15 protein-coding genes, 1 tRNA gene and 2 riboswitches are annotated in these 17307 nt (G+C 64.7%); of the genes, 13 read left to right on the forward strand and 3 right to left on the reverse strand.

The window, feature by feature from the left end:
- Nucleotides 1-47: 47 nt before the first annotated feature.
- A riboswitch (glycine riboswitch) is annotated at nucleotides 48-149 on the forward strand.
- Nucleotides 150-256: riboswitch (glycine riboswitch) on the forward strand.
- Nucleotides 257-309: 53 nt separating this feature from the next.
- The 8 genes from gcvT (at nucleotide 310) to VSX77_RS12930 (ending at nucleotide 8422) form a co-directional block, all read left to right on the forward strand.
- Nucleotides 310-1434, forward strand: coding sequence for a glycine cleavage system aminomethyltransferase GcvT (gene gcvT / locus VSX77_RS12895; RefSeq protein WP_338425014.1), 1125 nt, complete (start codon nucleotides 310-312; stop codon nucleotides 1432-1434).
- A gap of 3 nt (nucleotides 1435-1437) precedes the next feature.
- Nucleotides 1438-1809: a glycine cleavage system protein GcvH gene (gcvH, locus tag VSX77_RS12900; RefSeq protein WP_338425015.1), complete on the forward strand. Its 372-nt coding sequence runs from the start codon at nucleotides 1438-1440 to the stop codon at nucleotides 1807-1809.
- A gap of 41 nt (nucleotides 1810-1850) precedes the next feature.
- Complete coding sequence (locus VSX77_RS12905) at nucleotides 1851-2672, forward strand: hypothetical protein (protein ID WP_338425016.1); 822 nt, start codon at nucleotides 1851-1853, stop codon at nucleotides 2670-2672.
- A gap of 3 nt (nucleotides 2673-2675) precedes the next feature.
- On the forward strand, nucleotides 2676-4034 hold the full coding sequence (gene gcvPA, locus VSX77_RS12910; protein WP_338425017.1) for an aminomethyl-transferring glycine dehydrogenase subunit GcvPA: 1359 nt from the start codon (nucleotides 2676-2678) through the stop codon (nucleotides 4032-4034).
- A 32-nt stretch (nucleotides 4035-4066) separates the two neighbouring features.
- Complete coding sequence (gcvPB, locus tag VSX77_RS12915; protein WP_338427269.1) at nucleotides 4067-5590, forward strand: aminomethyl-transferring glycine dehydrogenase subunit GcvPB; 1524 nt, start codon at nucleotides 4067-4069, stop codon at nucleotides 5588-5590.
- Nucleotides 5591-5689: 99 nt separating this feature from the next.
- Nucleotides 5690-6139 (forward strand): ABA4-like family protein, encoded by a 450-nt coding sequence (locus VSX77_RS12920; RefSeq protein WP_338425018.1) that lies wholly within the window; start codon nucleotides 5690-5692, stop codon nucleotides 6137-6139.
- A gap of 14 nt (nucleotides 6140-6153) precedes the next feature.
- On the forward strand, nucleotides 6154-6798 hold the full coding sequence (locus tag VSX77_RS12925) for a DUF938 domain-containing protein (protein ID WP_338427270.1): 645 nt from the start codon (nucleotides 6154-6156) through the stop codon (nucleotides 6796-6798).
- Between the two features lie 64 nt (nucleotides 6799-6862).
- Nucleotides 6863-8422 (forward strand): fatty acid--CoA ligase, encoded by a 1560-nt coding sequence (locus VSX77_RS12930; RefSeq protein WP_338425019.1) that lies wholly within the window; start codon nucleotides 6863-6865, stop codon nucleotides 8420-8422.
- A 47-nt stretch (nucleotides 8423-8469) separates the two neighbouring features.
- Here the strand turns inward: VSX77_RS12930 and VSX77_RS12935 are convergent, their stop codons facing one another.
- Nucleotides 8470-10245, reverse strand: coding sequence for an ABC-F family ATP-binding cassette domain-containing protein (locus VSX77_RS12935; RefSeq protein WP_338425021.1), 1776 nt, complete (start codon nucleotides 10243-10245; stop codon nucleotides 8470-8472).
- A gap of 134 nt (nucleotides 10246-10379) precedes the next feature.
- Between VSX77_RS12935 and VSX77_RS12940 the strand changes: the two genes are divergently transcribed.
- Nucleotides 10380-11126: an SIMPL domain-containing protein gene (locus VSX77_RS12940; RefSeq protein ID WP_338425022.1), complete on the forward strand. Its 747-nt coding sequence runs from the start codon at nucleotides 10380-10382 to the stop codon at nucleotides 11124-11126.
- Between the two features lie 130 nt (nucleotides 11127-11256).
- Here VSX77_RS12940 and VSX77_RS12945 read toward each other — a convergent pair whose 3' ends face one another.
- The gene (locus tag VSX77_RS12945) at nucleotides 11257-11937 is read right to left on the reverse strand and encodes a prolyl hydroxylase family protein (RefSeq protein ID WP_338425024.1); all 681 of its coding nucleotides are present in this window, start codon (nucleotides 11935-11937) and stop codon (nucleotides 11257-11259) included.
- A gap of 102 nt (nucleotides 11938-12039) precedes the next feature.
- Here VSX77_RS12945 and VSX77_RS12950 point away from each other — a divergent pair.
- From VSX77_RS12950 to VSX77_RS12960, 3 genes are all read left to right on the forward strand, one after another.
- A tRNA-His gene (locus VSX77_RS12950) sits at nucleotides 12040-12116 on the forward strand.
- Between the two features lie 98 nt (nucleotides 12117-12214).
- Nucleotides 12215-13264, forward strand: coding sequence for a Glu/Leu/Phe/Val family dehydrogenase (locus tag VSX77_RS12955; RefSeq protein ID WP_338425025.1), 1050 nt, complete (start codon nucleotides 12215-12217; stop codon nucleotides 13262-13264).
- A 49-nt stretch (nucleotides 13265-13313) separates the two neighbouring features.
- Nucleotides 13314-13667, forward strand: coding sequence for a YbaN family protein (locus VSX77_RS12960; protein WP_338425026.1), 354 nt, complete (start codon nucleotides 13314-13316; stop codon nucleotides 13665-13667).
- Nucleotides 13668-13700: 33 nt separating this feature from the next.
- Here VSX77_RS12960 and VSX77_RS12965 read toward each other — a convergent pair whose 3' ends face one another.
- On the reverse strand, nucleotides 13701-16313 hold the full coding sequence (locus tag VSX77_RS12965) for a TonB-dependent receptor plug domain-containing protein (RefSeq protein WP_338425027.1): 2613 nt from the start codon (nucleotides 16311-16313) through the stop codon (nucleotides 13701-13703).
- A gap of 262 nt (nucleotides 16314-16575) precedes the next feature.
- Here VSX77_RS12965 and ccmC point away from each other — a divergent pair, with 262 nt between their 5' ends.
- Nucleotides 16576-17307 carry a heme ABC transporter permease CcmC gene (gene ccmC / locus VSX77_RS12970; protein WP_338425028.1) on the forward strand — a complete coding sequence of 244 codons (732 nt, stop codon included), beginning with the start codon at nucleotides 16576-16578 and terminating at the stop codon, nucleotides 17305-17307.

The raw sequence follows: 17307 nt of genomic DNA on the forward strand, positions 1-17307 counted from the left end.
GGCAGCGCCAAGGCTCGGGTGTCTGTCGGGTTCCGCCAAGGGATTCGACCGGCCGCGCGGGAGAGCGTGAGGGCAGGGCAACCGGCGCCTCACCACCGAAGGAGCAACCGCCCCGGAAACTCTCAGGTCAGCAGGACCGCGCAGGCTGGAACGGACACTCTGGAAAGCGTTCCGGCGGGTTGTCGGAACCACCGAAGGGGTAACTCCGTCGCTCGATGGAGGAAAACTCTCAGGTTCCCGTGACAGAGGGGGCATGGCGACTGCGCGGCACCGGGCTGCGCCGCGCCGTGTCAACGACGGGAGTGCGATATGCACGAGGACGACGAAATTCCGATCGAAACAGCGACGCTGCCGCTCGACGGCTGGCATCGTGCGCGCGGCGGGCGGATGGTTGAATTTGCAGGTTACTGGATGCCGATCCAGTATGAAGGCATCATGGCCGAACATCTGTGGACGCGCGAGAATGCCGGCCTGTTCGACGTCAGCCATATGGGGCAGCTCGCGCTGAGCGGCGAAGGCGCCGCCGCGGCGCTCGAAACGCTCGTCCCTGGCGACATTTCGGCGCTGAAACCCGGGCGTATGCGTTACTCGCTGCTGCTGAACGACGACGGCGGCATCCGCGATGATCTTATGGTCACCAATGAGGGCGACCAGATCGGCATCGTCGTCAATGGCGCGGTCAAGTGGGACGATATTGCCCATCTGCGCGAAAATCTGCCCGATCATATCACGCTCAATCACAAGGACGATCACGGCTTGCTGGCGTTGCAGGGGCCCAAGGCTGTGACGGCGCTTTCGCGCCTGGTGCCCGAGGCGGCAGGCCTCGTCTTCATGCAGGCGGCGACGGCGGTCTGGGGCGGCCATGCGATCGGCGTCAGCCGGTCGGGCTATACCGGCGAGGACGGGTTCGAGATTTCGCTGCCCAACGCGGCGCTGGAAAGCTTCGCCGACGCGCTGTGCGCAATGGAGGAGGTGAAGCCGATCGGCCTCGGTGCGCGCGACTCGCTGCGGCTCGAAGCGGGGCTGCCGCTTTACGGCCACGATCTCGACGAAACTATTGACCCGGTCGAGGGCGACCTCGGCTTTGCGATCAGCAAGCGCCGCCGCGAGGAAGGCGGCTTTCCCGGTGCGGCGCGTATCCTCGGTCATCTCGCCGATGGCAGCCCGCGCAAGCGCGTCGGGCTGCTCGTCGATGGCAAAATGCCGGTGCGTGAGGGCGCCAAATTGTTCGACGGCAATACCGAAATCGGCGTCGTGACGTCGGGCGGCTTCGCTCCCAGCGTCGGCGCGCCGATCGCCATGGGTTACGTCCCGACGGGGCTGTCCGAGCCGGGCACAGCGGTCGCCGCCGAGGTGCGCGGCAAGCGCGTCGCCTGCACCGTCACCGCCATGCCATTCATTCCGCACCGCTATGTGCGCAAACAGGGAGCCTGATCGATGCCGCGTTATTACACCGAAGAACATGAATGGATTGACGTCGACGGCGACGTCGCGACGGTGGGCATCACCGACTTTGCGCAGGGCCAGCTCGGCGACATCGTGTTCGTCGAAGTTCCCGACACCGGCGCCGAACTCAGCCAGGGCGGCGACGCCGCAGTGGTCGAATCGGTGAAGGCGGCAAGCGACGTCTATGCCCCCGTCGACGGGACGGTGACCGAAGGCAATGCGCAGCTCGAGGAAGACCCCGCGCTCGTCAATTCAGACCCCGAAGGCGAAGGTTGGTTCTTCCGAATGACGCTCGCCGACAAAGGACAACTCGACGCGCTGATGGACGCAAAGGCCTATAAGGCCTTCTGCGACGCGCTGTAAGCGGCCGCCCCTCTCGCGCACGGGAGGGGAAAGGGGACATGATGACCGCAGCCGATCCCGCGCTGGCCGATTGCCGCCTGATGGTGGCGACGCCCATTTATGAGGGCGCGCAGGGCACCTATGTCCGCGCGGCGCTCGACCTCGCGCTGCGTGCGCAGGCGATGGGGGTACCGGTGCGGTTCGAGTTCATCCTTTATCAGCCGTCGATCACGCGCGCGCGCAACATATTGGCGGCGATGTTCCTGGCGAGCGACTGCACGCACCTGCTGTTCGTCGATGCCGACATCGATTTTTCGCCCGACGATGTGTTTTCGCTCATCCGCGCGATGGATGCGCACGCCGAAGCCGGAGTGCTCGGCGGGGCCTATCCGCGCCGCATGATCAACTGGCGCAATGTCGCGCGCGCGGTCGAACAGGGGCTGGCCAAGGATAATCCGGCCGACCTAGCGCGCTATGCCGGCGACTATGCGCTGCATTTCCTGAACCCGCAGCAAAGCTTCAAGATGACCGATCTCGTCGAGCTGTCGCGGCTCGGCACCGCGATGATGCTGATCCGCCGTGACGTGCTTGAAGGGCTGCGCACCGCTTTGCCCGAGCTAGTCTTTCGGCCCGATCCCGCCGAGCAGCAGGCGCATGGCGTCGGCAAGGTCGAACCCGCCTTGTTCTGTCCGATGATCGAGCCTGAAAGCCAGGCACTGCTGTCCGACGACTATGCCTTTTGCCGCCGCGTGCGCGACGCAGGCTTTCGTATCTGGCTCGCCCCCTGGGTGCGCACGACCCACGCGGGATCGATGGTCTTCGCCGGCGCGCTTGCCGACACGGCGCAGCTTTATTCCGTTAATCCAGCCTCTTCCGTGGAGTAGTTCATGCGTTATCTCCCGCTTACCCCCGACGACCGCGCGGCGATGCTTGGCGTCATCGGCGCGTCGTCGATCGACAATCTGTTCGCCGATGTTCCGGCCGAAGCCCGGCTCGACGGTCCGATCGCCGGATTGCCGATGCACGCGAGCGAGCTCGCCGTCGAACGCCATATGGGGGCGCTTGCACGCCGCAACCGCGCCGCGGGCGATGGGCCTTTCTTCCTTGGCGCGGGCGCCTATCGTCATCATGTGCCCGCCAGCGTCGATCACCTGATCCAGCGCGGCGAGTTCCTGACCGCCTATACCCCCTATCAGCCCGAAATCGCGCAGGGCACGCTGCAGATGTTGTTCGAGTTCCAGTCGCAGGTCGCGCGGCTGTTCGGCACGGACGTCGCCAATGCGTCGATGTACGACGGCTCGACCGCCTGCTGGGAAGCGATCGTCATGGCGCGGCGGATCAGCCGGCGCGGCAAGGCGCTACTGTCGACGGGCCTCCATCCCCATTACCGCAGCGTTGCGCGCACGATGGCCAAATATACCGGTGACGTGCTCGTCGATGGCGACCCCAGCCTCCAACCCGGCACCGATTGGGCCGCGCTGGCAGAGAGCATCGACAAGGAAACGAGCTGCGTCGTCGTTCAGTATCCCGACATTCTGGGTCGGATCGACGACATGACGGCGCTGGCCGAAGCCTGTCAGAGCGCAGGCGCGTTGCTGATCGCCGTCGTCACCGAACCGGTCGCGCTGGGCCTCATCAAATCGCCCGGCGAGATGGGCGCTGACATTGTGGTGGGCGAGGGGCAGGCGATCGGCGTCGGGCTGCAATTCGGCGGGCCCTATGTCGGCCTGTTCGCTTGCAAGAGTAAATATGTCCGCCAGATGCCGGGCCGACTGTGCGGCGAGACGGTCGACGCCAATGGCAAGCGTGGCTTCGTGCTGACGCTGTCGACGCGCGAACAGCATATCCGCCGCGAGAAGGCGACGAGTAATATCTGCACTAACTCAGGACTTTGTGCGCTGGCCTTCAGCATCCATATGACCTTGCTGGGCGAGGCGGGGCTGCGTCAGCTTGCCGCGATCAACCATGGCCGGGCGAGGGCGGCCGCGGCCGAACTTGCAAAGGTTCCAGGCGTGTTGGTGCTGAACGACGCGTTTTTCAACGAGTTTACACTGCTGCTGCCGACAGCGGCGCGGCCGGTCGTTCACAAGCTTGCGGAGATGGACATTCTCGGTGGCGTGTCGCTCGGCCGTCTCTATCCCGACAATGCCGGTCTCGAAAACGGGCTTGTCGTCGCTGTGACCGAAACCGTGACCGAAGCGGACGTATCCGCCTTTGCCGCCGCCCTGAAGGAGGTGCTCGTATGACCGCGCTCAACCGCGCCGGCTGGCGTCCCGAAATGAACGCCGCGGGCGGCGCCGACGACAATGTCACCTTTACCGGCAATCGCGCGCTGATGCTCGAGGAGCCGCTGATCTTTGAGATTGGTTCGACCGAAACCACCGGCGTCGATTTCGATGAGCAGGCATCTGCGGCCGACCTTGGTTCGCTGATGCGCAGCGATCCCATCGGCCTGCCGGGGCTCAGCGAATCCGAAACCGTGCGGCACTATACGCGCCTGTCGCGCCAGAATTATGCGATCGACCTCGGCCTGTTCCCGCTTGGCAGCTGCACGATGAAGCACAACCCGCGGCTCAACGAGAAAGTCGCGCGGATGCCGGGCTTTGCCGACGTTCACCCGCTGCAACCGCAGGAAACGGTGCAGGGCGCCTATGCGGTGATCCACGAACTCGCCGAATGGCTGATCACGCTTACCGGCATGCACAGCGTCGCGATGTCGCCCAAGGCGGGCGCGCATGGCGAGCTTTGCGGGATACTCTGCATCAAGGCAGCGCTCGAAGCGCGCGGCGAGGATCGCCGTGTCATCCTCGTCCCCGAAAGCGCGCACGGTACGAATCCGGCGACCGCGGCCTTTGCGGGCTTCACGGTCGAGGATATTCCGGCGACCAAGGAAGGCCGCGTGGACCTCGAGGCGCTGAAAGCGCGGCTTGGCCCCGACGTCGCGGGGGTGATGATCACCAACCCCAACACCTGCGGCCTGTTCGAGCGCGACATGAAGGCGATTTCGGACGCGGTCCATGCCGTGGGCGGCTACGTCTATTGCGACGGCGCGAACTTCAACGCGATCGTCGGCCGCGTGCGCCCCGGCGACCTTGGCGTCGACGCGATGCACATCAACCTTCACAAGACCTTCTCGACCCCGCACGGCGGCGGCGGGCCGGGCTCGGGCCCGGTCGTGCTGTCGGAGGCACTTGCGCCCTATGCGCCGCTGCCTTTCGTGACGAAGGATGGCGACCGTTTCGGGCTGATCGAAGAGGAAAGCGCGGGCAAGGATCATCCCGCGACCTTCGGCCGCATGACCGCCTTCCACGGCCAGATGGGCATGTTCACCCGCGCGCTGACCTATATCCTGAGCCACGGTGCTGACGGGCTGAAGCAGGTCGCCGAGGATGCGGTGCTCAACGCCAATTATATCCTGCGCAGTCTGGAAGATGTGCTCGACGCGCCGTTTGCGGTGTCGGGTCCGTGCATGCACGAGGCTTTGTTCAGCGACAAGGGGCTGGCCGAGGGCTTTTCGACGCTCGACATCGCCAAGGGGCTGATCGACGAGGGCTATCACCCGATGACGGTATATTTCCCGCTCGTCGTCCACGGCGCCATGCTGATCGAGCCGACCGAGACCGAAAGCAAGGCGGCGCTCGACCAGTTCATTGGCGCGCTGCGCAGCATCGCGATGCGCGCGAAGAATGGCGATCCTGCGCTTAAATCGGCGCCGCATTTCGCCCCGCGCGCGCGGCTAGATGAGACAGCGGCGGCGCGGAAACCCGTGTTGAGCTGGAGCGAGGATGATGGCGCGAATTGACCGTCGCCCCCGCGCAGGCGGGGACCGCTATTGGCGTGGCGCAAGGCTGCCAGCGGCCCCCGCCTGCGCGGGGGCGACGGGCAGAGGAGATGAACGGGTATGAGCTGGGACAGCCTGTTTCTGCTGGCAAATTATTGGGCCTTCGCGGCGTGGATCGCGCTTGCCTTCCTGCCGCGCGGACCAAAGACGCTCGCGCTCATCCTCTATCTCGGCGTGACGCTGCTCTGCCTTGCCTATACCGTGCTGATCGTGGGCTTCCTGACGGGAGGCATCGATCCCGGCGGACCGGGTGGCGGCGATTTCACGACGCTGAAAGGCGTGATGATGCTGTTCGACAGCCCTGGCGGCGCGACGCTCGGCTGGATCCACTATCTCGCGTTCGACCTGTTCACCGGCATGTGGATCGCGCGCGACGCCGATCAAAAGGGGTTCAGCCGCATCGCACAATTCCCATTCCTGCTGCTGACCTTGCTCGTCGGGCCGGTGGGGCTTTTCGCGTGGCTGATCGTCCGCGAACGCCGCGCGCGCGCGCTGGCGAAGGCGAAGTGACGCCGCAGCCGTGGATGCCGGGCGACGAGGGCGCGGCGGACAAGCGCCACGCCCCGGCGACCCTGCGCAACCGCGACGCCATCGCCGCGGTGCTGGCCGACTGGTTGCCCGCGTCGGGCATGGTGCTGGAGGTCGCGAGCGGATCGGGCGAACATGCGGTCCATTTCGCCGCGGCGTTTCCGCGCCTCGACTGGCAGCCGAGCGACCCCGACGCCGCGGGGCTGACCTCGATCGCCGCGTGGCGCGCCGAGGCTGAACTTGCCAACCTCGCGCCGCCGCTGATGCTCGATGCGTCGGCACCCGACTGGCCGATCGACCGGGCCGATGCGATCCTGTGCATCAACATGGTGCATATCAGCCCTTGGGAGGCGACACTGGGCCTGTTCGCGGGAGCTGCGCTGCTTCTGGCGCCAAGCGCGCCGCTGATCCTTTACGGCCCGTACATCGAGCCCGATGTGCCGACGGCGGACAGCAACCTCGACTTCGACGCCAATCTGCGTGCGCGCGATCCGGCGTGGGGACTGCGCGACATCGATGCGGTCAAGGCGGTTGCGTCCGACGCCGGGCTGACCTTCGCCGAACGCCGCGCGATGCCCGCCAACAATCTGATGCTGCTGTTCCGCCGGACTGACGACCGGCGCGCAGATCGCTTTACCTGACGGGTAATGCCGCTAGCCTCCTAATCGAAAGCGCGCAAACGACGCGATTCGAGGGAGAGAGGCGATGGCCCGCGACGTTTCGGACCTGTTTACATTCGACGAGTTCCTGACCCATTGGGCTGCCGAGCGGCCCGACCGGGTGGCGCTGCGCGAGGAGGATCGCGTCTATAGCTACGCCGAGCTCGATGATCTGACTGCGCGCGCCGCCTCGGCGCTGCTGGCCGCGGGGCTGATGAAGGGGGACCGCATCGCGTGGATCGGCAAGAACAGCGACCTTTATTTTATCCTCTTTTACGGCGCCGCGCGCGCAGGGGTCGTGATGGCGCCGGTCGGCTGGCGGCTGTCGCCCGCCGAATGGGCGTTCATCGTCAACGACACGCGGGCAAAAATGGTGTTCGCGGGGCCGGGCTTCGAAGGACTGGCCGAGCAACTGGGGGGCAGGCTGGAGCATAGTCCCGCCGTCGTCGATGCCGCAAAAGCATGGGCGATGATCGAAGGGGCCCAGCGCACCGCCTTCGAGCGTTCGGGCGCCAACGACGCGGTGCTGCAACTCTACACCTCGGGTACCACGGGCAATCCCAAGGGCGCGGTGCTATCGAACCGCAACCTCTTCGCGCTGCGCAAACATTCGAGCACGCTCGACCTTCCCTACACCAAATGGGACGATGACGAGGCGGTGCTGGTCGCGATGCCCTGCGCGCATATCGGCGGCACCGGGCTCGGCATCATGGCGCTCGCGGCGGGCTTGCCCGGCATCGTGCTGGCCGAGTTCAACCCCGACGGTGTGTTCGACGCGGTCGAGCAGCATGGCGTCACGCGCTTCTTCATGGTCCCCGCGGCGCTCCAGATGCTGTTGATGCACCCGCGCTGCGCCAGCGTCGATTACAGCCGCCTCAAATATATCCTTTACGGCGCCGCGCCGATCCCGCTCGAGCTGCTGCGCCAGTGCATTCAGGTCTTCGGCGCGCAGTTCATCCAGGCTTATGGCATGACCGAAACGACGGGCACCATTTCGATGCTGCCGCCCGAGGATCATGATCCGGCGGGCAACAAAAGGATGCGCTCGGCGGGCAAGGCGCTTCCCGGCGTCGAAATTCGCGTCGTCGATGCCGAGGGCAATCCACTGCCGACGGGCGAGGCGGGAGAGGTCGTGACGCGCTCGTCGAACAATATGCTGGGATATTGGAACCTGCCCGATGCCACGGCGAATACGATGACCGACGATGGCTGGATCCGCACGGGCGACGCCGGCTATCTCGACGAGGACGGCTATCTGTTCATTCACGACCGGATGAAGGACATGATCATCACCGGCGGCGAAAATGTCTATCCGGCCGAGGTCGAAAGCGCGATTTTCGGCCATCCGGCGGTGCAGGAGGTCGCGGTGATCGGCATTCCCGACGCGAAATGGGGCGAGAGCGTGAAGGCGGTCGTCGTTGCCAAGCCGGGCACGAACGTCGATGAAGCCGACATCATCGCCTGGGCGCGCGAACGCATCGCGCCGTTCAAATGCCCACGCAGCATCGACGTGATCGATGCGCTGCCCCGCAACGCCAGCGGCAAGATTTTGCGCAAGGATCTGCGCGCGCCCTATTGGGAAGGTTATGAGCGGATGGTGAATTGAGGGGAGCGGCGGACCGCGCCCGGACGTGAACTTTTGCCGCTTCGTGCTTATCGAAGCGCCTCGACCTCTTCGGCAAGCGTCAGCCAACGGTCCTCGGCGGCCGCTTTTTCGGTGCGGAGCGCGTCGAGCTTGGCGGTCAGGGCGTTGAATCGGGCGTTGTCGCGCGTGAACAGCGCACCGTCGGACAATTCGGTCTCGATCTCCGTTATCTCGGCCTCAATCGCTTCGATCCGAACGGGGAGGAGGTCGTAGTCGCGCTGGTCTTTGTAACTCAGCTTTTTACGCACCGTCGGTTGGGGCGGGGCTGCGGCGGTTGCGGCTTTGGTTTTGATGCTGCCCGGCTTGACCCGCTTCGCTTCCCAATCGGCATAGCCACCCGCAACGATGTCGACCTTGCCCGATCCGTCGAGGCCGAGCGTGACGGTGACGGTACGGTCGAGAAAGTCGCGGTCGTGGCTGACGAGCAGCACGGTGCCGGCATAGTCGGCGATGACTTCCTGAAGCAGGTCGAGCGTTTCAAGGTCGAGGTCGTTGGTCGGCTCGTCGAGCACGAGCAGGTTCGATTCGCGGGCGAATTCGCGCGCGAGGAGCAGCCGCGAGCGCTCGCCGCCCGACAGCGCACCGACGCTGGCCTCGACGACGCCGGGGTCGAAGAGAAACTCTTTCAGATAGCCCTGAATATGCTTTTTCACGCCGCGCACTTCGACCCAGTCGCCGCCGTCGGCGAGCACGTCGCGCACCCGCTTTTCGGGCGACATCAGGCTGCGCTGCTGGTCGATGATGATGCCGTCGAGCGTCGGGGCGAGAGTGATCGTGCCTTCGTCGGGCTGGATTTCGCCGGTCAGAAGCTTCAGCAGCGTCGATTTCCCCGCGCCATTGGCGCCGACGATACCGATACGGTCGCCGCGTTGGACACGGAAATCGAAATTCTTGATGATCGTGCGGTCGCCGAAGCATTTGGTCACGCCCTCGGCGGCAATCACCGATTTCGAACGCACATCGTCGTTGGCAAGGCCGAGCTTTGCAACGCCGGGGCCGCCGATCATCGCGGCGCGGGTCACGCGCATTTCCTTAAGCTTTTCAAGCCGGCCCTGATTGCGCTTGCGGCGCGCGGTAACCCCGCGTTCAAGCCAGTGCGCCTCAAGCCGGAGTTTCGAATCGAGCTTCTGCGCCGCACGCGCTTCCTCGGCGGCGACCGAATCGCTCCATTCCTCGAAACCGCCAAAACCGATTTCCTTGCGCCGGATACTCCCGCGGTCGAGCCACAGCGTCTGGCGGGTCAGGCGCGTCAGGAAAGTTCGATCGTGGCTGATGACGACAAAGGCGCCCGTGTAGCGCGCGAGCCAGGATTCGAGCCAGTCGATCGCCGCGAGATCGAGATGGTTGGTCGGCTCGTCGAGCAGCAGCACGTCGGGATTCTGCGCGAGCGCGCGGGCGAGCGCGGCGCGGCGGCGCTCGCCGCCCGACGCGCTGGCGGCAGTGCGGCGCATGTCGATGCCCAGCTGGTCGGCGATCGCGGCGACCTCATGTTCGGGCGGGCCGTCGCTTCCGGCGACGGCGAAGTCCATCAAGGTGGCGAACGGACGAAAATCGGGTTCCTGTTCGAGCATAACCACATGCGTGCCGGGAACAATCGTCCGCTGGCCCTTGTCGGGATCGATGCGCCCGGCGAGCAGTTTGAGCAGCGTCGTCTTGCCCGCACCGTTGCGGCCGATCAGCGCCAGCCGGTCGCGCGGCCCGACATAGATGTCGAGATCCTGGAACAGCCAGCCGCTGCCCTGCACGAGGCCGAGGCCTTCATAGGAGAGAATGGGGGGAGCCATGATGAACGGCTCGCTACTGGCGCGTTCAGCATCATGCAAGCGCCGTCCGCACAAAGGCGGGAACGCGTCCATTCCGTCGGCGTTACGGGATAGGAATCGCAAATGACCGCAAGCCCGGTTCGCAGGAGAATGAAATGACGAAGCAAATGCTCGCCGCTATGGCATCCGGACTGGCCTTGATCGCGGCGGTGCCGGCCGTCGCGCAGCAAGGAGGTTCGATGGTGACGGCAACAACGACGCAGGGACCGATCCTGAGCTTCAGCGTCAATGAAGAAGTGCGCTCGCGTCCCGACCGGGCGACTGTCGGCGCCGGGGTCACGACCACGGCCCCAACCGCGGTCGAAGCGATGCGCGCCAATGCCGCGGCGATGGACAAGCTGATCGCCGCCGCGAAGGCGCGCGGAATCAAGGCCGAGGACATCCAGACGAGCGGCATCAACCTGTCGCCGCAATATGATTACAGCAATCAGACACCGGGCCAGCCGCCGCGCTTCCTGGGCTATCAGGTGACAAACACGGTGCGCGCGGCGACGGGTCAGATCGCCGACGTGGGCCCGTTGCTCGACGCGCTTGTCGCCGCGGGCGGCACCAATATCGAGGGACCGTGGTTCGGCATGAAGGATGCCGATGCGCAGCTCGTCGGCGCGCGCGGCGCAGCGATCAAGGCAGCCGAAGCCAAGGCAGCAGACTATGCGCGGCTCGCCGGCTATCGCGGCGCTGAGCTGGTGTCGATCAGCGAGGGCGGCTTTGCAGGGCCGCAGCCGCCGATGCCCTATGCGCGCGACATGGCTGTCGCGCAGGAAGCCAAATCGACGCCGGTCGAGCCGGGGCGGGTGTCGAACACGCTGACGCTGAATTTCCAGTATCGGCTGGTGCGGTAATTCCAACGGGGGGTCGGTGCAAACCGACCCCTATTTCCGTTCGTGTCGAGCGAAGTCGAGACACCGGGAGGGCACGCGCTCCTGACGGGTGTCTCGACTTCGCTCGACACGAACGGTTTTTAGGCGGCTCCTACCCCAACTCCCCCTCCGCCCACGGCCAGGGCCGTTCGCGGAACCATTTGGTGATGATATATTTGCGCCCCTTTCGCACCTTCATCCCATGGTGGAGCGTGTCGGGGTTGGTGGAGCCGTCGGGGCGGACGTTGTTCCACGCGAGCAGCTTGCCGACTTCGGGCTGGTGCACCTTGCCGGTGGCAAGGAAGCGCGTCGCGCCTCCCGCGGCGGGCTCGTTGAGGTAGATCATCAAGGTCCAGCTTCGCTGGCCGGGCACCGCACAATAGATGTCCCAGTCGGCGCCGTGCGGGTCGAAATAGTCGGTGTGCGCCTTGAACTCCTCGCCGACATCATAGCGCTGGCCCTGAAGCGGCTCGCCATATTCGAGCGGGATACCGGTCAGTTCGTGCAGCCGGTTGTTTATGGCGACCACGAGGGGCAGGCGGTGGTCGAGATCGCAGGTCGAACTGGTGCGAAACGCCTCGTCGCCATTGGGATCAGCGATCGTCGACGGGCGCGCATCGCCGTCGATCAAGTCGACGATCGCGGCGCAGGTCTCGGCGTCGAGAAAGCGCGGGAGCATGAACTGTTCCAGCTTCGACGTCGGCGCGCGGCGGATGCCGGGAACCGCGGCAAGCCGCGCGGCGGTGCGGTCGGCGCCCGATGACGCCATATCGACATGATCCTTCCCAGCCATGGCGCGCTTTTACTGTCGTCTGCCGACGCGAACAATGCTTGACGAAAGGGGAGGTCGCGCCTATCGCCGCGCGCTGTCGCAGGCGGTTTCGCGCGGCATGTGGCGATCATAGCTCAGTTGGTTAGAGCGCCGGTTTGTGGTACCGGAGGTCGCGGGTTCGAGCCCCGTTGATCGCCCCATTTTTCGCTTTCGCTGCTGACGGACGCTTTTGAGGTGACTCGTCGCTCCTGTTTCATTATTACATCTTCACGTAATTTTTTAACGTGAGGAACCTGCCATGTCCGCTGTCTGGGATTTCGCCGATTTCGACGATCACGAACATGTTCACATGTTCCGCGATCGCGCCAGCGGGCTGACGGCGGTCATCGCCGTCCATTCGACGCACCTCGGCCCCGGCGCGGGCGGCGTGCGATATTGGCATTATCCGCAGCGCGCTGCGGCGATCACCGACGCGCTGCGCCTGTCGCGTGGCATGAGCTATAAAAATGCCATGGCCGGCCTGCCGATGGGCGGCGGCAAGGGCGTGATCCTGGCCGACGAAGGGCAGGCGAAAACGCCTGAATTGCTTGCGGCGTTCGGCCGCGCGGTCGAATCGCTGGGCGGCGCCTATGTCACGGCCGAAGATGTCGGGATCACCGACGCCGACATGGTCGAGATTTCGCGGCAGACGAAGCATGTCAGCGGCTTGCCCGTCGCGAGCGGCGAAGCCGGCGGCGATCCGGGGCCGTTCACTGCGCTTGGCGTTTATTTCGGAATCAAGGCAGCGATTCGCGAAGGGCTCGGCACCGACAGCGCGAAGGATGTACGTGTCGCGATTCAGGGCGTCGGCAGCGTCGGCGGCGGGGTCGCGCGGCTGCTGGCGGCGGAGGGGGCGAAGCTCACCCTGGCCGACGTCAATCTGGCGCGTGCGAAGGCGCTGGCCGAAGAACTGGGCGCCGAGCTCGCCGATTCGGCAGCAATCATGGAAGTCGAGGCCGATGTGCTCAGCCCCAATGCGCTGGGCGCGATCCTGACCGAGCAGAGCATCGCCAAGTTGCGCGTGCCGATCGTCGCGGGCGGCGCGAACAACCAGCTTGCGACCGCGCTCGACGGCCAGCGCATCCACGATCGCGGCATTGTCTATGCCCCCGATTATGTCATCAACGCGGGTGGGATCATCAACGTCGCGCTCGAATATCTGGGGCAGGGCAGCCAGGACGAGGTCGAAAGCCGCATCCACCTGATTCCCGGCCGCCTCGCCGAAATCTGGGCCGAGAGCAAGGCGAGCGGCACGCCCGCGTCGGTCGTCGCGGACCGGATGGCGCAGAAGCTGATCGGACGCGGGTGAGCGGTTCGAGGGCTGGCGCGGGTTTCGATTTCCGCTAAGCCAACCCTTGATGAAACGGCATTTCTATCTGGTCGCGGGCTGGTTGTCGCTCGGCCTGGGTGCGATCGGCGCGGTGCTGCCGTTGCTGCCCACGGTGCCGTTCGTCATCCTCGCCGCCTTCTGCTTTGCGCGCTCGTCGCCGCGGCTCGAAGCGTGGCTGGTCGGGCATCCGACCTTTGGCCCGCATATCGTCGCGTGGCGCGACCGCGGCGCAATCAGCCGCAAGGGCAAGATGGCGGCGACGCTGGCTTTTGCGGTAAGTATCGCGCTCGCGCTCGCCTTTGCTCCCTGGCCATGGATGATGGCGCCGATCGTTGCTGCGGCGGTTGGCGGCAGCTGGATATGGACAAGGCCGGAAGCATAGCCTCCGGCCTTGACGTCAATCGGCGATAGCGGGTCAGAAATCGACTGCGATGCGCCCATAGACAAAGCGGCCGCTGAAGCCGAAGGGCGACTGCGACGAATAGGGCAGGAAGCTGTTGTTGATCCCGTAATTGACGCCATCGACGACGCCGAACGGCAGGCGGTCGGGATATTCGTCGAGCAGATTGTTCGCCCCGACGGCGAATTCGAGGCGATCGAGCGCCTTGAAGCGTAGTTCGAGGTCGACGACCCATTTCGGCGACAGCGTGATGTCGCCCGGCGCGTCGCCCTTTGCCACGCGAATATCGTCGCGGATCGCCGGGTTGGCTGCGGACACCGCTTGGCCGTTCGCGGCGACCGTGGTCACGCTGTCGGGCAGGAAAACGCTGCCGTAGCGGTTCGCATTCAAGGTCAGGCCGAAGGCGCCGATATCCCAGTTGAGCCCGGCGTTGAACTTGTTCGACGGTTGACCATCGGTCAGGCGAAAGCTCTCTTGCCGCGCAAACAGCCGCTGCGCGGTAAAGGCGGTGAAGGCGCGGCGATCGGTGATTTTCGTGTCGTTAATGTTGTATCCCACGTTGATCCGCAGCGTGCCCAAGCCGAAATCAGGGACGCGGTAGCTGCCGACGATGTCGAGCCCCTGCGTAAGCGTATCGATACCGTTGATGAAGAAGCGCGCCGAAGTGCCCGGAACGCCTGCCGCCTGCAGGATGGCGACAACGTCTGCGCCCTGAAGATTCTCAGTGAGCGTGATGCGGTCCTTGATCTTGATGCGGTAATAATCGACCGTCAGGCTGAGACCGTCGACCATGTTGAAGGCGATGCCGCCGCCCAGATTGAGCGATTTTTCAGGCTCGAGCGGTTGGGCGCCGAGCGCGACTGCAATCGGTGATCCGACGGGGAAAGTGCCGATCTCGATCAGCGTGCCGCCGACATTGTTGGTCGAGGTCGTCGAGAAGAATTGCTGCGCCATTCCAGGCGCCCGGAAACCGGTCGAGGCCGAACCGCGCAACGCGAGACCCTCGACCGGTTCGAAACGCGCGGCAATCTTGCCGTTGATCGTATCGCCGAAGTCGGAGAAATGCTCGTAACGCCCGGCGACCTGAACGTTGAAAATGTCGCTGATGTCGGCATCGAGTTCGAGATAGCCCGCGAAGCTGTCTCGCGACTCGTCGACCGCGGTGGTGGGCGAGAAGCCTGGGAAGACCTGCGACCCTGGCGCGGCGCCGTTCGAGAACGTGTAGGGACCGGCAATATAGCTTGCGACCTCCCCCGGAACGATCTTGTAATTTTCATTTCGCCACTCGCCGCCGAGCGCGAGCGTCGTGTCGCCAAGGCCAAAGTCGATATCCCGCGCGGCATCGAAATTGACCGAGGTCTGGCCGGATCGCAGCCCGCCGGCGTCGAACTTGCGCGGGCTGTTGAGCCCGCCGAGCGACGTGTTGAAGCTGTCTTCGACGCCATAGTTCAGGCGGTTGGTGCCGTAATTGACCGACAGGTCGAGATTCCAGCCCGCGGTTTCGCCCCGGATACCACCCGCGACGGCGATGTCGTAAATCTCGCTGGTGATGATCGGCAGAAAGCCGTCGGGATAAAAGGGCTGTCCGCCGTTGGCGAAATCGGCGTTGCGGGCGTCGTTCGACCGGCGATAAAAGCCTGCGCCATTCGCGTCGCGAACACCGTAACTGCCGAAGCTGTAAAGTTCCCAGGCGGTGCCCAGATCGATTCCGGCGTTGTAGAAAAAGTTCATATCTTTCGACTCGCCGTCGCCGAAGCGATGCCAGAAGCGGTTGATCGTAACCTCGCGCGGATCGCCGGTACCGGCATAATTGCGGCGCGGATCGGGCCCCGAACGGTTGGTCGGCGAGCGGTCCTTATATTCGGCGGTCAGGTTCAGATAGCCGGTGTCGCCGAACGGCAGGCCCACATTGGTTGCGAAGGTGTAGGTGTCGCCGTCGCGGCGCTTGCGCTCGGCGGACGAATAGGTGATGGCGGGATCGCCGGTCGGGCCGGTAGTCGGCGACACGCTTTCGACGTTGAACACGTCCTCCATCGTCGTGATATATTTGCCGTAGCTGATCTGCGCGCGGCCGCCTTCGCGCTTTTTGAGCTGAATATTGATGACCCCGGCAATGGCGTCGGAGCCATATTGCGACGAAGCGCCGTCGCGCAGTACCTCGATACGATCGATCGCCAGCGGCGGGATGGTGTTCATGTCGACGCCCGCCGAGCCGCGGCCGACCGAGCCATTGAGGTTGAGCAGCGACGAAAGATGGCGGCGCTTTCCGTTGACGAGCACGAGCACCTGATCGGGCGCGAGGCCGCGGAGGGTTGCCGGGCGCAGCGAGTCGGTCCCGTCGGTCAGCGACGGCTGCGGAAAGTTGAACGAAGGCACAAGGTTGTTGAGCAGCCGATTGGTTTCGGTCGTGCCGCTGTTCTGGAGCGAATCGCTGGAAATAACGTCGATCGGCACGGTACTGTCGGCGATCGTGCGATCGGTCCGACGCGTGCCGGTCACGATGATGACGCTGTCGTCGACGGCTTCGGCGGCGGGATCGCTATCCTGGGCGAAAGCGGGGAGCGCGCTGCCGCTGGCGACCAGCGCAACAGTCAGAGCAAGGCGCGATGCGCGATGTGCAAATCTCATGATCTTTTCCCTGTTTTGGAATGCGAGGATGCATCCAGCAGGGGCAGAATTGAGGCGACGAGAGATGATCGCCAGCGAAAACCATATGTTTGCGGCGTTTATGTTACGTTTTGAGGCTGATTGTGGTAACGATGTCACAGGTGCATCAGGGTGGTCGACATAATATTATATCAACCTGCACGTATCGATAGCGTTGTTGCACGGCTGACGCCGCCGTAATTGGCTGGACCGTGTGCGTCGGCTCGCTTAAGGCTGCGCGCGCATGCACGCTTATGCCAATCCGACCCGTTTTCTGGCGATTGCCAAGCCGCTGACGCCGTGGCTGCTTGGTCTCGGGGTCTTACTCGTGCTTGGCGGCGGCTGGGCCGGGCTAACGATGGTCCCCGGCGATTATAAGCAGGGGGAGACGGCGCGCATCCTCTATGTCCACGTGCCCGCAGCGTGGCTGGGAATGGGCGGATGGACTTCATTGGCAATCGCGGGATTGGTGCAGCTCGTGTGGCGGCATCCGCTGTCGGGCATCGCTGCACGCGCGATTGCAGTGCCGGGCATGCTGTTCACCGCGCTGTGCCTTGCCACCGGGTCGATCTGGGGCAAGCCGACCTGGGGCACCTGGTGGGAATGGGACGGGCGAATGACTTCGATGCTCGTCCTCCTGTTTCTTTATGCGGGCTTTATTGCGCTGACGAACGGCGACGATGCGCAGCGGCAGGGCGGATCACTGTCGCGCGGTGCGGCAATCTATGCGCTGGTGGGCGCCATCAACATCCCGATCATCAACCGCAGCGTGGTGTGGTGGAACAGCTTGCATCAGGGGCCGAGCATCACGCTGGGCGGATCGAGCATCGACGGCGCGTTGCTGTGGCCGTTGGGGTTGACCTTGCTGGGCTTTTCGCTGCTATTCGGAGCCATCATATTGATGCGCATGCGGCGGATCATCGCCGATAACCGCGTCGCGGCGCGGCTGCGCCGGCTGGCCGACGAGGAGGATTGA

Source organism: Sphingopyxis sp. TUF1 (assembly GCF_036687315.1).
Classification (GTDB): domain Bacteria; phylum Pseudomonadota; class Alphaproteobacteria; order Sphingomonadales; family Sphingomonadaceae; genus Sphingopyxis; species Sphingopyxis kveilinensis.

Bases quoted from the DNA above. Each gene is read 5' to 3' on its own strand.
- gcvPB (WP_338427269.1), top strand. From the start codon at position 4,067: ATGAACGCCGCGGGCGGCGCCGACGACAATGTCACCTTTACCGGCAAT.
- VSX77_RS12930 (WP_338425019.1), top strand. From the start codon at position 6,863: ATGGCCCGCGACGTTTCGGACCTGTTTACATTCGACGAGTTCCTGACC.
- VSX77_RS12935 (WP_338425021.1), bottom strand. From the start codon at position 10,245: ATGGCTCCCCCCATTCTCTCCTATGAAGGCCTCGGCCTCGTGCAGGGC.
- ccmC (WP_338425028.1), top strand. From the start codon at position 16,576: ATGCACGCTTATGCCAATCCGACCCGTTTTCTGGCGATTGCCAAGCCG.
- VSX77_RS12920 (WP_338425018.1), top strand. From the start codon at position 5,690: ATGAGCTGGGACAGCCTGTTTCTGCTGGCAAATTATTGGGCCTTCGCG.
- VSX77_RS12905 (WP_338425016.1), top strand. From the start codon at position 1,851: ATGACCGCAGCCGATCCCGCGCTGGCCGATTGCCGCCTGATGGTGGCG.
- VSX77_RS12965 (WP_338425027.1), bottom strand. From the start codon at position 16,313: ATGAGATTTGCACATCGCGCATCGCGCCTTGCTCTGACTGTTGCGCTG.
- gcvT (WP_338425014.1), top strand. From the start codon at position 310: ATGCACGAGGACGACGAAATTCCGATCGAAACAGCGACGCTGCCGCTC.
- VSX77_RS12940 (WP_338425022.1), top strand. From the start codon at position 10,380: ATGACGAAGCAAATGCTCGCCGCTATGGCATCCGGACTGGCCTTGATC.
- gcvPA (WP_338425017.1), top strand. From the start codon at position 2,676: ATGCGTTATCTCCCGCTTACCCCCGACGACCGCGCGGCGATGCTTGGC.
- VSX77_RS12960 (WP_338425026.1), top strand. From the start codon at position 13,314: ATGAAACGGCATTTCTATCTGGTCGCGGGCTGGTTGTCGCTCGGCCTG.
- VSX77_RS12945 (WP_338425024.1), bottom strand. From the start codon at position 11,937: ATGGCTGGGAAGGATCATGTCGATATGGCGTCATCGGGCGCCGACCGC.
- VSX77_RS12955 (WP_338425025.1), top strand. From the start codon at position 12,215: ATGTCCGCTGTCTGGGATTTCGCCGATTTCGACGATCACGAACATGTT.
- VSX77_RS12925 (WP_338427270.1), top strand. From the start codon at position 6,154: ATGCCGGGCGACGAGGGCGCGGCGGACAAGCGCCACGCCCCGGCGACC.
- gcvH (WP_338425015.1), top strand. From the start codon at position 1,438: ATGCCGCGTTATTACACCGAAGAACATGAATGGATTGACGTCGACGGC.